This window comes from Veillonella parvula (assembly GCF_047241225.1).
Lineage (GTDB): Bacteria > Bacillota > Negativicutes > Veillonellales > Veillonellaceae > Veillonella > Veillonella parvula_O.
The window spans coordinates 428,476-445,570 of sequence record NZ_JBKTIE010000003.1 but is presented as its reverse complement, the minus strand read 5'-3'; the positions used below and the strand labels follow the sequence as shown (position 1 = coordinate 445,570).

The following is a 17,095-nucleotide window of genomic DNA, read 5'->3' as shown; positions in this document are numbered from 1 at the left end:
TTATTCATAATTCTACACGGCGCACAAATGCAGCATTAATGCGTTTCATAGTGATTCATATCACAATTTTATATAAAATACGGGCTTATTTTATACCATAACGAAGAGATAAAATGAATATAAATTCATAATCATTATTTTAAACTTGTTTTATAAGATTATATTTTCCCACCACCTCATCAATTCATCTTACATTACATAACAAAAAGCTATCTCATAGAAATAACAATCTACAAGATAGCTTTATTGCTAGTTTATATAATTAAATAGGGAAAACCAATTAAGTTACATTAAAGGCATATACACTTTGTTCGTATGCTAATTGTATACGCTTATGTAAGCGTTTCATATATGTACGATATATCGCTTGTGCTTCTTCGACAGATACGATATCAAAATGAATTCCATCCCCCACTGGTAATTGGCTTAACCTAGGTAAATCTGCCGTAATCACAGTACCAATCTTTGTATAGCCACCTGTTGTTTGCCGATCTGCCATGAGCACTATAGGGTTTCCATCAGAAGGAACTTGGATAGAACCAAATACAGCTCCATCGGAGATAATATCCGCACCATCTATATGCTCTATAACAGGGCCATCCAAGCGAAAGCCCATGCGATCACATTGTACAGTCAATGTATATATTTTACTACCAAAGGTCTTAATCCCTTTCTCTGTAAAATACTTTGCTTGATTTCCGAGAACAACACGCAAAGGTTCGTGACACTCACGGCCGCCGCGGTTATATAGGGCGATATTGAATAAGTTATGACCATCATAGAAGTCGCACACATTCACTTCGTCTCTAGTAAATGCTTTAATGCCAAACTGATCACCTGCTTGTAACGGTCTCCCCTCAAGGCCACCTATCTTAGCCTTTGTATGAGTCGATACGCTACCATTAATAGTAGGAACATCAATACCGCCTGAGAAAGCAATATACATACGCACGCCACATTGGCTAAAGCTACCAGAAATAATATCTCCTTCATGACATATAAAAGGTATGTATCGAGGCACGACTATATTATTAATAGTGGGGTGCATATCAGCCCCTGTAAAAGCAACGATACATGTACCTTGGACGGTTAACGTAGGTGGCAATACGGTGCACTCTAATGCACCAAGAGGAGTCGTATTACCTACAAGTGCTTGTCCTAAGAGATAGCTTTCACTATCCATAGGACCAGCCACAGGCATACCATATTGTTGAAAGCCTACGCGGCCAGAATCTTGAATCGTAGTGTACATCCCTGGCGCATCTACGCGGATTAAAGCAGCCTTAAACTCATTTATACCCACGTAACTCACCTACCTCTACTTCATACATAGACGGAATATATTCCATACCCATGGATTTAATCCTATGGAATTCGTTTTCATCGATAGGCACATAACGAACGTAGTCTCCGGCTTGCAATAGTGCGGCTTGTTTCTTAGACATGTCATACATAGTCACAGGTGTGCGTCCAATAATCTGCCAGCCCCCTGGAGAATCTGATGGATATGTACCAGTCTGTTCCCCTGCAATACCTACAGAGCCGGCAGGAATCAAAGTCCTTGGAGAGGATAGTCGAGGCGTCGCAATGCGTGGATCCATGCCACCTAAATAGGTAAATCCAGGAATAAAGCCTAACATATAAACTAAATAATCTGTACCACTATGAATGGATACAACCTCAGCTTCACTTAAATGATTATGAGAGGCTACAAAGCCTAAATCTGGGCCAAACTCGCCACCATAAACGGTGGGTATTTCAACAATCGTAACGAGTTCATTTGCGCTATCCGTTACCGATTCTTGCAATGTGGGTTCAAGAATTCTACAAATATCTGAATAAGAATATACCATTGCATCATATTGAACAAGCAATGCACAGTATGTAGGAACTAGTTCAATAATTCCATCTAGCTGTAAGACTTTAATCTGCTCTATAACTTGTCGGATTTGTCGATTAATCTTTGGATCGATTACTTGACCAAAATCAATAGAGATAGCGCAATCCCCTACAGGTGAAATTGTAGGTTTCATATGTACCTCCTGCTATAACTAGAAAGGACCATCACATTCAAGCCGAACGTAATGGTGCTTTCACAGATAATTAATTAACCTAGTAACTTAGCAATGCCCTTTAAAGATGTAACACCAATATAAGATGTTACAAGCACTACAACCCAACCGGTATAATATAAAAGTTTATTGTGTTTGTATGCCCCTACGATTTCGGATTTATGAGTAGCAACGAGCATAACTGCCAACGTAACAGGCAAGATTAGACCGTTTACAGAGCCCGCTAAAATCAATAGAGATGCTGGTTTACCAATAAAGATTAAGATACATGTAGAAATAAAGATAAACGCCATAATAGTCAATTTTTCATTTCGTTCTACAACCTTAAACAATGTTTTTAAGAAGGATACTGATGTGTAGGCAGCCCCTACTACAGAGGTCAATGCGGCACAGAAGAACACTATACCGAATAATTTATGACCGATTTCACCAGCTCCTAAAAGAAAAGCAGAACCAGCTGGATCCTTAGAGTCTAGTACATAACCCATAGATACCACACCAAGAACAGCTAAAAATAATAATATACGAACTAGGGCATCAACAGACATGCCCATAATCGCTGCACGACGTACATCCTTTAAATGTTCTTGACCTGTAATACCAGCATCAATGAGGCGGTGACCACCAGAGAATGTTATATATCCACCTACGGTACCTCCAATAAGAGTTATCGTAGCAAGCCACGGATAATTCGTAGGTACTATCGCATGAGTTACTGCTGTCCCTACTGGAGGATTTGTTGAAAAGGCTACGTAAGCGATAAGAACAAGCATAACAGTACCGAGTACTTTAGCCGTATTATCTAAAACACCACCCATCTTCTTAGATGTAAATAGTAAGATACCTAAGATACCGCTAATAGCGGCCGCTGTTGTTGTGTCGATACCAAATATAATATTGAGGCCCATAGAAGCACCACCAATATTACCGATATTAAAGGCCAATCCACCAAGGGAAATTAAAAATGCCACTATATAACCAAGGCCTGGCAATACCTTATTCGCAATATCTTGACCACGCATTTGGGATACACCAATAATCGTCCACACATTAAGCTGTGCAATAATAGAGAAAATAACGGATACAACGATAGCAAATGCAAAGTCTGCTTTCAACTCATTTGTAAATGCTGCCGTTTGTAACATAAAGCCAGGTCCAATGGAAGACGTGGCCATTAAGAAAGCCGCCCCTAATAGGACAGAGAAACTCGCTTTACCTGTAATTGGTTTCATAGGAACCTCCACATATAATAATTAATCTATGCCATACTTATTGCTTAAAACTCATACTTACATGTAATACTTACTTTTAATACTTATATTTGCATTTTCTGTTGGTATTAGTTAAGCATTTATTTTAATGTATTTAATAGTGTTATTGGTGTTGAAAATTCGCCACCGTTACACCAGCTTTTGTGAGCCCCTCCCGAATATACCTTGTGAAAGCTATCGCTTCTGGGTTATCACCATGAACACATACGGAGTCGGCTACAATATCAATGGTCTTCCCGGTATTAGTAACAACCTTACCCTTTGTAACCATCATGAGAACTCGGTCTAAAGCCTCTTGCGGGTCTTTAATGAAAGCACCTGCTTCTGTACGAGGGACCAATGTTCCCTCCTCTGTATAGCCACGATCGGCAAACACTTCCTGTATAACAGGAATACCTCGTCGCTGTGCCTCTTGAGCAATATAGCTACCACTCAATACCATGGCCGCGATATTAGGATTTACCGCTTGTAAACCATCTAAAATTGCATCAGCTAGTACAGGCGTAACACAGGCTGTATTGTAAAAAGCACCATGTAATTTCATATGCTGTAAAGTAATGTCATAACTATCACAAAAAGCTTGAAGTGCACCTAGTTGATACATCATATAGGCTTTTGCCTCAGCAGGATTTACTGCCATCGCACGACGACCAAATCCCATCAAATCCGGATAACCAGGATGCGCCCCTACGGCAACTCCTTTTTCTTTACATATGCGGACAGTCGCATCCATAATAAGAGGATCTCCAGCGTGCCAACCACAAGCAATATTAGCACTTGTTACGTGATTTAATACTTCACTATCCATGCCTAATGTATAGTTACCAAAACTTTCGCCTAAATCACTATTTAAATCTACATAATGAGACATATACTATTACCTCTCCATCTTCATGTATTTTATAAATTCTATAGAATATCGAATTTAATGATACGATTATACTAAACAAATCGATACGTTAGCAATGATTTTTATCATGTATACAAAATTCTTTTATAACCAAAGAACCACAAGATTTTAATCTTGTGGTTTGTATGTAAACTCAATTTTTTTATCTGACTCTACTATATCCAGTCATAAGCTCATAAACCGTATTTTGTATATTGTCCGACTCTGTTATTTCAGAAACGGCACAAATAAAATCGGGATGCGCTTGCCAAACGATATCAGTATTTGTCGTTTTAATCCCCCCCAATAGCAACAATAGGAAACTTACTAAATTGCTTTGCCCAATATACATAAGAAATTCCTACAGGATTAGCATTGGGTTTTGTCTGTGTAGAAAAAATAGGCCCTACCCCAATATTACCTATAGTAAATGTATCCAATATATCAATTACCTCCTACAAAGCTAACGATTTCTAATCTGTCAGCAGCCGTTAATTTAGTGGTTGTATATGCTTCCTTACTAAGAATCTCTCCATTAAGCTCAACTACAAAGTGTTTACCAGAATAGCCTAATTCATCAAGAATCAAATGAAGTTGCTCACCTACAACATACTTTGGCTCTCCATTAACAATCAAATCCATAATGACCTCCCATATGAAAAAGCTTATAAAATATCAATATATTCTTCTTGTAAAGCTTTATTCATACTGCGTACAGCACAAAACTTGCCACACATCGAACAGGTTTCACTATGGTCTTCCTCCGGTGCTCTACTTTCACGAATAGAACGAGCCCGTTCAGGATCAAGGGCACAAGCATATTGTGTCTCCCAATCGAGAACTTGACGTGCCTTAGCCATAGTGTCATCTATATCTCTTGCATTAGAAATACCACGAGCAATATCTGCAGCATGCGCCGCTATTTTAAAAGCCATAATTCCCTCTTTTACATCATCTGCATTTGGTAAGGCTAAATGTTCCGCTGGTGTAACATAGCACAAGAATGACGCCCCATGCATACCAGCTACAGCCCCACCAATGGCAGCTGTAATATGGTCATAACCAGGCGCAATATCTGTTACGAGCGGTCCCAGCACATAGAATGGCGCTCCATCACACAAGGACTCTTGTATTTCCATATTCATTTGTATTTGATGTAAAGGTACATGCCCAGGTCCTTCAATCATAGCTTGTACACCATATTGTTTCGCTCGTTTTGCCAATTCACCAAGCCTTACAAGTTCTTCAATTTGGCACACGTCAGTTGCATCCGCCAAGCAACCCGGACGACAAGCATCACCTAAAGACAAAGTAACATCATATTCTTTACAAATCTTTAAGATTTCATCAAAGTATTCATAGAATGGATTTTCATGGCCTGTCATGCTCATCCATGCAAACACCAAACTCCCTCCGCGGCTAACAATATTAAGCATCCGTTTATGATTCTTGATTTGATCTATTGTTTTCCTCGTAATACCACTGTGGATAGTAATAAAATCTACACCATCTTGAGCGTGTAATCGGATAGTGTCCAAGAAATCTTGAGCCGTTAATTCACCCAAATCTTTTTGATGATGAATGACACTATCATAGATAGGCACTGTACCAATCATTACTGGCGATGTCTCGATTAATTTACGTCTAAAAATACGAGTATCACCATGAGTGGAAAGGTCCATAATCGACTCTGCTCCAAGTCGAATAGCTCGATTAACCTTTTCAATCTCACTATCATAATCAGTGACATCTTTTGATGTACCTAAATTAACATTGACTTTCGTTCTAAGACGCTTACCAATCCCCTCTGGCGAAATACTAGTATGTTGCTTGTTACAAGGAATAACAACCTTTCCTGCTGCCACTAGGGAACGTAATACTTCTTCATCCATACGTTCTTTTTCCGCGACAACTTTCATTTCCTTCGTAACTACACCAGCCACAGCCGATTCCAATTGTGTCATAAACATTTTACATCCTCCTATATAAAAGACATATATAGTTAGGTATGCAAAAATGGGTATCGAACAAAATGATCGATACCCATATTAAGTATTAGCGTGCTTCCTACGCGGGCATGATCCCGATCAGGTATAAAGGTCAGGTGCTCGCAGCCCTTTCTCAGCCTATATAATAGGCTCCCTTGCATACTCACTATATAATTATGCTATTAATATTACTACTTTATTCAGATTTGTCAAATGATTATTCTGACACTTTTACGTCTATTCTTTATTTCTCAGCCTTATCTTGGTCTTTGCTATTATCGGAATCTGCTTTTTCAGAGATTACAATATGCCCATCCTTAACATCAGCAAGCAAGTGTTTTACATCGATATTATCCAAGTAGAAATCTGTTACATTATCTCGGATTTCAGATTCCACAACACGGCGTAACGGACGAGCGCCCATAGTTTTGTCATACCCTTGTTCCATCAACAATTCTTTAGCTGCATCAGTTACATCAAGAGTGATGTCTTTCTTAGCCAAAGTCTTATTAACTTGATCGAGCATTAAATCTACGATTTTTTTCAAATCTTCTTTGCTTAATTGATTGAACTCGATAACTGCGTTGAAACGGTTCAAGAACTCTGGACGGAAGAATGGCGCGATGCGTTCCATTACATCTACTTTATTTTCATCATCACTGTCATTACCATAACCGAAACCTGCATTGGATGTAGCGATGATAACAGTATTTTTAAAGTTTACTGTGTTACCTTGACCATCTGTTAAGCGACCATCGTCCAATACTTGTAAAAGTAATGTAATAACTTGAGGGTCTGCTTTTTCGATTTCATCGAATAATACGATGGAATAAGGATTACGACGTACGCGTTCAGTCAATGTATTAGAGTTATCTTCATAACCAACATAACCAGCTGTAGCGCCGATTAATTTAGATACGGCTGTGCGATCACTATATTCGGACATATCCAAGCGAATGATTGCATCTTTGTTACCAAACATATCTAAAGCTAATTGTTTAGCTAATTCTGTTTTACCTACGCCAGTAGGACCTACGAATAAGAAGCTACCGATTGGACGGTTACCTTCGTCAAAGCCTGCACGGTTACGACGAATTGCTTTAGATACAGCTTCTACTGCTTTATCTTGACCGATTACATGAGCTTCTAAACGAGATTTCATGTCTTTCAAGCGCTCGATATCGGATGCACCCATTTGAGATACAGGGATACCAGTCATTCTTTCAACGGCTTCTGCTACGTCGTTTACTTGAGCTACCACCTTTTGATTTTCTGTATGGTTGTCGAGCTCTGCTTGTAACTTTTGAATGCGCATTTTTTCATTGATCGCAGATTCATAGTCTTCTTTTTGAGCATATTCCTCTTGTTTTGCTTTAGCATCAGCAATATCTGCTTCCAAAGTTTTAATATCTGTTACAGGATGTTGAGACGCCAAATGAGCTGCTGTTACATCAATTAAATCAATAGCTTTATCTGGCAAGCTACGTTGTGGAATATACTGTACGGAATAATCTACAGCGGCTTTCAACACCGCATCTGGCAATTCAATGTTATGATGCGCTTCGTATAATGGACGAATGCCTTGTAAGATTTTGAAAGTATCTTCTGCAGATGGTGCATTAACCTTAACTTCATTGAAACGACGAGCAAGAGCTGCGTTTTTCATGATTGTGTTACGGTATTCATCTTGTGTTGTAGCACCTATAACTGTCATTTCACCACGGGACAAAGCAGGCTTCAAGATATCTGCCAAGCCTTTGGACCCTTGACCATCACCTGTGGACCCAGCACCCAAAATTTGGTGAATTTCATCGAAGAACAAGATAATATTCCCAGCGACTTTTACCTCTTTAATAAGGTTTTGAATGTTTTCTTCGAAGGAACCACGGTATTGAGTACCAGCTTCCAATCCGGAAATATCGATGGAAATGATTTCTTTATTTTTAATAGCTGCTGGAACATCACCATTTACAATAGCTTGTGCCAAGCCTTCTACTACTGCAGTTTTACCAACACCAGCATCACCTACAAGTACAGGATTATTTTTAGTACGACGCGCCAAGATTTCTGCGGTTTCTTGGATTTCTTTGTTACGACCAATTACAGGATCGAGTTTACCATCACGAGCTTGTTGAGTTAAGTTTGTCCCCAAACGAGCAAGGATGCCATCTTGTTTAATTTTACCTTGTTGCGCAGCTTGAGCAGCTTGCATTTCCTCATTAGATGGTAATCGACCAGTTTGACGATAAAACGCAAATTCTTCTGGAGTTACTTCGCGACCATTAATCTTATAACTACGTCGTTCTGTGGAATACCCCCCCATATTACCCATCAATTGATTAAACAAATCATTCATGCTAGAAAATTCATTACCAAAGTTGTTAAAGTTGTTGTTCATATATTTTACCCCCTCATACATCATAGAGTTTAACTATTTGACTAATACTATTTTTACTGGGTTTATTTACCCTATGACATTATAATAACCCTTAAAAGTCAAAAAGTCAATATATCAAAGTGTAATTTTTTGACTTTTAATTTGACCAATTCGACTTATGAGTAAAAAATGTAGATAAATACTGGATTTATAGGATGCGATTAAAATTAAACTTTTAAGTGATTTATTATAAATACAAAAAGACCATTCGATGAATGGTCTTTCATTAACAATATTACTTTGATTTTTTATATTCTGATCTAAATCCATCTCGAAGTACTGCATAGCGTAGTAAATTTCTTATAAAGGATTGTACATTTGAATTTCGCCACTCTAACAAACGGGAGTTATCAAGACGACCTAAGTATATTTTATCATCTTTTACTAATTCAGGAGCTCTTTTTTGAACATAATCAAGTAATTCCTTTTTAGGTAACGCTCCATCTCGACCTCTTGTTATAGCACCATTGTGTGTAATTTCAATCATATTGGTATTGATATCAAACTTACAAAATTTATCCAAATTCAACTGTAATGAATGATGTCTAGTTTCTTTATTTGTTATAGATACATTTAATTGAGTAACACCAAGACGATTTCCCCAGTGTGGATCATTTTCTGTATGCTCCGTACCACATATACTAATCCCCAAAACCTGATCTTTGCGTTCATAGTCCTTAGCTATAAATAAACGTGTCCAAACTTGATATTGTCCCCCACCTCTATTACCAAAAAAGGTTACACCTCTAAAGCAATCCTCTATAACATTTAATTTTTCAAGAATATTTGAAGAAGTAATATTCTTTAACAGTAATAAATTCAAAAGGTTAAGATAAAACTCATAATTTTTTGGGGGACTGTCTTCACCCATATAACCCTCATTCAAAAATTTATTCTGTAGCCGTTTAGACTTAATATCTTCAAATGTATAAGGCTTATCTTTACTTTGCTTAACAATCTTCACTTTTGATTTTAAAAGCTCTTGGTAAGAGGGAATTTTGTCTACTTCTTTAAGTTTTCCATTTTTAAATTGATATACTACAGCATTTACACCATTAACAAGCATAATATATTTCGCATTAAGTATATCCCGATATCTTATCGCTTGGTCTAATACCACATTACATTCAACATCAATATAAGGAGCTTTACACTCAATTACCATTAAAGCTTCTTCTTGTTTATCATCACGATAAACGACGATATCTGCTCTACCTCGTAAACCTTTCTTCACATGGCACATAGGTTCTTCTACGCGAATTCGTTCAATAGGTATACCGAGTTTCTTTTGTATAAATATAATTGTTTTTTGTCGAACTTCTTCCTCTGGAGTTTTCTGAACTAAAAAGTAACGAATAGGATCAAAATAACACTTCTCATCTTGTTTACGTTCATGTAATTTTATTGAATTAAAAATACATTCTACATTCTCCATTTAATTTACTCCTTACAACATCCGCATAAATTCATCTATTTTTCATTTTTAACATTATATCATACATAAATATTAGTTGTCTTATAAAGGGACACTACAATTAAAAGAAAAAAGGTTCCGTATTTCAGTTGCGGCTTATCGGCCATCAACGTCCTACGGAACCTTTTTCCTTTACGACATCGGATAACACTACAAGAATGCTATAGCGAAATCATCATTTTAATTACTATATTTAGTTATTAACCTTTAGTTGCTAGTAAACTATTAACCATAGCTTTCAACGATTCGATTTCAGCTTGTTGTTTATCCAATACTTCCTTCTGTCTACTATTCTCTTGTTTCAAAGAGGTCATTTCATCTTGCATCACATAAATGGAGCTGATTGGACCGCCTTTGTAGCGTTCTGGTACAGCTTTTTTAGCATCGCTGTTACCAAACTTGTGAGTATAACCGGCATTGATCATATTATGACGTCCACCTACGGAAACACCCACGTTGAACATTGTATCTTCATTAGTATAATGAGCAAGCCCTAATGCTGCTGCACTCTTACCACGATAGTTACCATATCCAGCCATCACTTGAGTTGGTTCTAATGGATCATATTGAATTGGTTTCAACGCTGACATAGCGGCCGCATGAGCGCCTACTCGTTGTGTTTCGGATTCAACATTAGCAATTGCATTAGCAAGTTGAGCATTAGATTTTTTCAATTGACCAAGGTTAACCGCATCTGTATCTGCTGTACCAGCTGCAACACCCTTGATTTGATTGTTGCCATTATTCAAGCCTTCAGTAGTTAAAGACACTGTACCAGCATTTGGATTTTGCGGATTAGCAGGTGTAATAGTCACACCAGAGCCATTTACAACAGAAGTATTTCCTGCTGCATCTTTGCTCTTAATAGTGTCACCTTTCATAACAGTAGATGCACCATTATCGTCCTTCACTTCCACACTAGATAAACCATTTAAATCTTTAGCTAATTGTACTTGCAACTTGCCGTCTTTTGCATTAACGCCGATATTATCATCAGTCAATTTCGCTGCATCAGCACCACCAACGATTTCAAGTTTTTCATTCAAGGTCTTATCGATAACTGTATTCCCATTATCGCCAGCGAAATGTAAACCATCATTCATAGTCGCTACGGTTTCTTTTACAGGATTGCCTGCTGCGTCTTTCGTTTCATAAACGATACGATCTTTACCAGCACCAGTACCTGTCAAGCCGTCAGCACCTTTAGCCGCTGTTATAGATGCATTGGCACCATCTTTACCGCGTACGCCCATAGTGCCGTCAGCACCGTTCAATACAACACCCGGTTTATCATTTGCTACATCCCCTACGGATACACTTTCAAGACCTGTCATATTTTTATTCAAAGAATACGTGAAAGTAGTGCCTGTTTGATCAATAGTGAGGTTATCACCAGCACGGAATTCTACTTCCGTTTTATCGCCAACCTTAGTCGCTGCATTATTGCCTGTTGCTTGACCTGTACCTGTAGCACTGCTCTTAGCCATCCAGCCGAAGTCTGCCACCTTATCTTCTACGGCGATCACACGAGTATCTACCGCTTGGATTTGATCTTCTGTCGCTGCTTGACCGCTCACAGGAGCCTGTCCACGAGTCCAAGTCTTATTGGATAAACCGTTTACAGTCCCTTTGTTATCCTTGTTAACAGTTACATCCCCCGCTTTAAGATCTTTGCCTTCTACAGTACCTTCGGATGTAATATTGCCTTTAGTCTTGATGCTGCCATCAGCCCCGTCGAGAACGATATTACCATTACCCAAGTCAACTTTATCAGCCAATTTGATATCGTAATTCGTATGACCATCAGCAGGATCTACAGTTTTTTCTAGCACCAAATTCGGAGTTTCTGTATCCTTCTTATTAACAGATACTGTCGTTTTAGATGCTGCAGCTGCTTTCTTCACATCACCGATATTCGCCGCATTAGTATCAACATCACCGCCGCTCGCTACATTAGAGATGACTTTACCGCCGTTATTCAAGCCTTTATCGGTAAGAGATATTTCATTTGCACCTGGATTAATAGTCATGCCTTTAGGACCGTATTGAGTTGTATTCGTACCGTCTGTCACAGTCGTGCCTACACCACTGATTGTGGATACTGCATTACCGTTTTTGAATTGAGCGCTAGTCAAGTCATTTAATTCTTTAGACAATTGTACGTGCAACTTACCGTCTTTCGCATTAACACCGATATTGTTATCGGACAATTTCGCTGCATCAGCGCCGCCAACAATTTCAAGTTTTTCATTCAAGGTCTTATCGATAACTGTATTCCCATTATCACCAGCGAAATGCAAGCCATCGTTCATAGTCGCTACAGTTTCTTTTACAAGATTGCCGTTAGCGTCTTTCGTTTCATAAACGATACGATCTTTACCAGTACCAGTCAAGCCGTCAGCACCTTTAGCCGCTGTAATCGATGCATTCGCACCATCTTTACCGCGTACGCCCATAGTGCCGTCAGCACCGTTCAATACAACACCCGGTTTATCATTTGCTACATCCCCTACGGATACACTTTCAAGACCTGTCATATTTTTATTCAAAGAATACGTGAAAGTAGTGCCTGTTTGATCAATAGTGAGGTTATCACCAGCACGGAATTCTACTTCCGTTTTATCGCCAACCTTAGTCGCTGCATTATTGCCTGTTGCTTGACCTGTACCTGTAGCACTGCTCTTAGCCATCCAGCCGAAGTCTGCCACCTTATCTTCTACGGCGATCACACGAGTATCTACCGCTTGGATTTGATCTTCTGTCGCTGCTTGACCGCTCACAGGAGCCTGTCCACGAGTCCAAGTCTTATTGGATAAACCGTTTACAGTCCCTTTGTTATCCTTGTTAACAGTTACATCCCCCGCTTTGAGGTCTTTCCCTTCTACAGTGCCTTCGGATGTAATATTGCCTTTAGTCTTAACAGTACCATCTGCACCATCAAGCACAATATTATCATTTCCTAAGTTAACTTTATTTGCCAACTTGATATCGTAATTTGTATGACCATCAGCAGGATCTACAGTTTCTTCTAGCACCAAATTCGGAGTTTCTGTATCTTTCTTATTAACAGATACTGTCGTTTTGGATGCCGCAGTCGCTTTCTTCACATCGCCGATGTTCGCCGCATTAGTATCAACATCACCGCCGCTCGCTACATTGGAGATGACTTTACCACCATTGTTTAAGCCTTTATCGGTAAGAGATATTTCATTCGCACCTGGATTAATGGTCATGCCTTTAGGACCGTATTGAGTTGTATTCGTACCGTCTGTCACAGTCGTGCCTGCACCACTGATTGTAGATACTGCATTACCGTTTTTGAATTGAGCGCTAGTCAAGTCATTCAATTCTTTAGACAATTGCACGTGCAACTTACCGTCTTTCGCATTAACACCGATGTTGTTATCGGACAATTTCGCTGCATCAGCACCGCCAACAACTTCTAGCTTTTGATTCAATGTCTTATTAATAACTTCAGGATTATTATCGCCACCGAATTGCAAACCGTCTTTTAATGTTGCTACCTGTTCTTCAGTACCAGCTGCATTAGTATAAACAATACGATCCGCTTGGTCTGTTTCACCTACATGAGCATCACCTTTTCCAGTCTTAATAGTTGCCTTTGCACCATCCGGATTTGTAAGACCTAAACTAGTCATATCAGAGATCTCTTTATTTAAGGAGAATGTAATATCTCTACCAGTTTGATTTACATTTAGGTTATTACCTGCTTTAAAAGTCACTGTATCAGAACCTGTTACAGTACTTGTGGAGTCACCAGAATGAGTTCCGCCATCAGCAGCAGTAGCGACATTCCATGTTGCCAAGGTCTTAACCTTCTGTTCGCCTTCCGGTGTAAGATTATCTAGCTTATTCGTTGCAGCGTTATTGATCTTAGCCTTTGTATCATCATTGATATCAACCGTTACGACCCCATCTGCACCAGTTGTAGCAGCCGTCATAGTACCGTTTTTAAAGTTCAAACCTTTCTTTAATGTAACGGTCTTATCTGCACCATCATTATCCTTATAGGTGAAGTTAGTAATCTCAGCTACCTTAGTTGGATCAATACCAACTTTGTAAGTTGCTGTATCTTTGTCCGCACTAAGCTCAGGTGTCACAGTGATCGGACCATTAGGATCCGCTGCTGCCATTGTAACTGCTTTAACAGCCTCTTGTTTAACTGCTTTTTCTGTCACAGTTACGGTTACATCATCACCAGCTGCAGAAGTCGTTACAAGACCCGCACCTTTTACATTAAACTTCACATCACCTGTACTTAAGGATTTCTCTGTTGTACTACCAGTATTACCTCCTAAAGAGATCTTACGAGCCAAGGCTGCCGTATTGGTTGCAATGTTCTGCGTATTGGTTGTAATATTGCCTTTATTTGTAGCAATTTCTGTAGCATTTTTCGTGATGTTGTCCGCATTCTTTGCGATATTATCTTTATTCTTATCGATATTAGCCTTATTCGTAGCAATATCATCTTTATTTGTTGCTACTTGTGTATCAACGGCTTTCAATTGATCTTCTGTTGCCGCACGACCACTAACAGGAGTAGTAGTACCAGGTGTCCAGGACGTATTAGTAAGCCCTTCTACCGCAGGTGTTGTCACCTTTGTCGTAGCTGTTACAGTATTAAAGTTTACATCATTTTTAGTCGCTACAGTAAATGTCTTGCCATTTTGAGTAATAGCGATATTAGAGCCATCATTAAATGTAACGGTATCTCCACCTGTTACTGTTTCAGCATTACTGTTATTAGCCTTTACATTCCATGCGGACAAGCTCTTAACCTTTTGTTCACCATCTGATGTAAGATTATCTAGCTTATTTGTTGCGGCATTATTAATTTTAGCCTTTGTATCATCATTGATATCAACCGTTACTACTCCATCTGCAGCAGTAGTAGCAGTCGTCATAGTGCCGTTTTTAAAGTTCAAACCTTTCTTTAATGTAACGGTCTTATCTGCACCATCATTATCCTTATAGGTGAAGTTAGTAATCTCAGCTACCTTAGTTGGATCAATACCAACTTTGTAAGTTGCTGTATCTTTGTCCGCACTAAGCTCAGGTGTCACAGTAATCGCACCATTAGGATTTGCTGCTGCCATTGTAACCGCTTTAACAGCTTCTTGTTTAACTGCTTTTTCAGACACAGTTACGGTTACATCTTTACCAGATGCAGTAGTTTTAGCAAGACCAGCACCTTTAATATTTAAAGTACTATTAGCAAGATTAACATCACCTGTGCCGGTATCTCCAGCTACTTTCAAATTCACACTCTTTAACTGTGCTACATTTACAGCATCTGTATCAACTGTACCAGCAGCCACACCTGTGATTTGACGTGTATTCGTCTCATTACCTACAGCAAAGGCACCTAAAGTAGATGTCAATGCTTTACCAGATAAAGAGCCATATTTATCGGTTCTAGAGTCGTTTACATTATAGCCTGCTACACCGCTAGCTGTGCTCGCTTTAGACTGTGAACCTACAGCTACACCATTCGCTACAGTAACAGTTGCACCAGTACCTAAAGCAGTCCCTTTAGTAGCAGCAGTTGTTGTAGACGCATTCGGACCTATAGCCATAGAATCAGTCGCTTCTGCACCTTTATTAGATTTATTCCCAGCCAAATCAGATTTAATAGAAATATATTTAGATAAAGTCTTCTCAGCTATTGCATATAACTGAGAGCCATTCACCGCATCTGTAGAAGTTGCACTGACAATACCAGGTGCTATATTTTTAAGCTGACGTTCATACCCAACAGCACCGAATGATACTACGTCACCAGGCAACACATTTTCACCACCGGCCCAGTTAACCGTATCACCATTGCTCAAAGTATAACTTGTTTGTGCCACACCCGCTGCATCAGTATTAGCACCACCACCGATTGCAATGGAATTATCCCGATTAGCTTTTGCACCGGCACCAATAGCGATAGCGTTAACTACATTACCAGCCTTACCATCTAGGCGAGTAGCGGAATCCGCCCCCATGCCGAGAGAAAGACCCAAGTCACCAGCTTTAGTTTTCATCCCAATGGCAGTCCCTGCATGACTAGCTGTAGCGGTGATATATTGAGGCAATTGGATATTCGCCAAATCAATAGATGCCTGTCTCAATGTCCCCGTTTTAGCTTGTCCAGTGTTAATATCTGTATAAGTTACAGTTCTAGCGAATGCAACCTCTACGTCATCACCACCGACTACAATAGAGGAATCCCCACTAGCTACAGTATTACCACCGATAGCAATAGATTGAGAACCCGTTGCTTTAGCACCACTATCATCAGAAGCTCCACCAATAGCAATTGCCTGATCTTCTGTTGCTTGAGAATGTCCACCGATAGAAACACTATTATTACCACTAGCAATAATCCCAGAGCCAATACCAATTGCCCTATACCCATCAACTGAAGAAGTTCTAAATTGACTGCTTGTCCCTATAACTATACTAGACATATTACTTGTAGTTGCATACTGACCGATTTTAATAGAGCCTTTGTCTGTTAGCTCCGACGGTAAAGTCGCCCCCATAACATGAGCTGCACCACCAGTTACCGCCAACACAGCAAAAACACTAGTCAATACAGCCTTTTTAGCACTATAATTATTTGCTATCTCAGACACAACTACATAACACTCTTTGCTTTTACTCCAAATCACCTTGAAAATCTTATTCATGAAACACTCCTATTACAACTATAACCTAGATATCCATTTATAAAACCTCATACATACATATGAAAGCTTATAATTAGCCATAATATTTATAATTATATAAAATCATCAATATAACAATCAAGGTAAATTCATTTTTCATTCATGCTTTATCATCATACAAAAATCCAGTGTTTATAGTATTATTTTAATTCTATTTTAGACTTTTGCCATCTTATAAGTACATTTTTTTACTCATTCATATATTAGTTTATGAAATTTTATTCATT

10 protein-coding genes and 1 riboswitch are annotated in these 17,095 nt (G+C 38.9%); all 10 genes read right to left on the bottom strand.

From position 1 onward, the window contains the following. Positions 1-280: 280 nt before the first annotated feature. Positions 281-1,252, bottom strand: coding sequence for a biotin-dependent carboxyltransferase family protein (locus ACLRYO_RS08095; protein ID WP_394802346.1), 972 nt, complete (start codon positions 1,250-1,252; stop codon positions 281-283). 37 nt (positions 1,253-1,289) lie between these two features. Continuing rightward, positions 1,290-2,033, bottom strand: a complete 744-nt coding sequence (gene pxpB, locus ACLRYO_RS08090; protein WP_316584506.1) for a 5-oxoprolinase subunit PxpB — start codon at positions 2,031-2,033, stop codon at positions 1,290-1,292. A gap of 74 nt (positions 2,034-2,107) precedes the next feature. Next, the gene (locus ACLRYO_RS08085; protein ID WP_316584505.1) at positions 2,108-3,304 is read right to left on the bottom strand and encodes an NRAMP family divalent metal transporter; all 1,197 of its coding nucleotides are present in this window, start codon (positions 3,302-3,304) and stop codon (positions 2,108-2,110) included. Positions 3,305-3,446: 142 nt separating this feature from the next. Next, on the bottom strand, positions 3,447-4,214 hold the full coding sequence (locus tag ACLRYO_RS08080) for a 5-oxoprolinase subunit PxpA (protein ID WP_316584504.1): 768 nt from the start codon (positions 4,212-4,214) through the stop codon (positions 3,447-3,449). Positions 4,215-4,525: 311 nt separating this feature from the next. Then, the gene (locus ACLRYO_RS08075; protein ID WP_287526835.1) at positions 4,526-4,672 is read right to left on the bottom strand and encodes a thiamine phosphate synthase; all 147 of its coding nucleotides are present in this window, start codon (positions 4,670-4,672) and stop codon (positions 4,526-4,528) included. Between the two features lie 4 nt (positions 4,673-4,676). After that, positions 4,677-4,874 (bottom strand): sulfur carrier protein ThiS, encoded by a 198-nt coding sequence (gene thiS, locus ACLRYO_RS08070; RefSeq protein WP_008602700.1) that lies wholly within the window; start codon positions 4,872-4,874, stop codon positions 4,677-4,679. 23 nt (positions 4,875-4,897) lie between these two features. Next, positions 4,898-6,202: a phosphomethylpyrimidine synthase ThiC gene (gene thiC, locus ACLRYO_RS08065; protein WP_316584502.1), complete on the bottom strand. Its 1,305-nt coding sequence runs from the start codon at positions 6,200-6,202 to the stop codon at positions 4,898-4,900. 77 nt (positions 6,203-6,279) lie between these two features. Then, positions 6,280-6,387, bottom strand: a riboswitch (TPP riboswitch). Positions 6,388-6,464: 77 nt separating this feature from the next. Then, entirely contained in the window at positions 6,465-8,618 is a 2,154-nt protein-coding gene (locus tag ACLRYO_RS08060) for an ATP-dependent Clp protease ATP-binding subunit (protein ID WP_413084803.1), read from the bottom strand. 274 nt (positions 8,619-8,892) lie between these two features. Further along, on the bottom strand, positions 8,893-10,092 hold the full coding sequence (locus ACLRYO_RS08055) for a type I restriction enzyme HsdR N-terminal domain-containing protein (protein ID WP_278457938.1): 1,200 nt from the start codon (positions 10,090-10,092) through the stop codon (positions 8,893-8,895). A 239-nt stretch (positions 10,093-10,331) separates the two neighbouring features. Beyond that, the gene (locus tag ACLRYO_RS08050; protein WP_413084802.1) at positions 10,332-16,829 is read right to left on the bottom strand and encodes a YadA-like family protein; all 6,498 of its coding nucleotides are present in this window, start codon (positions 16,827-16,829) and stop codon (positions 10,332-10,334) included. Positions 16,830-17,095 lie beyond the last annotated feature (266 nt).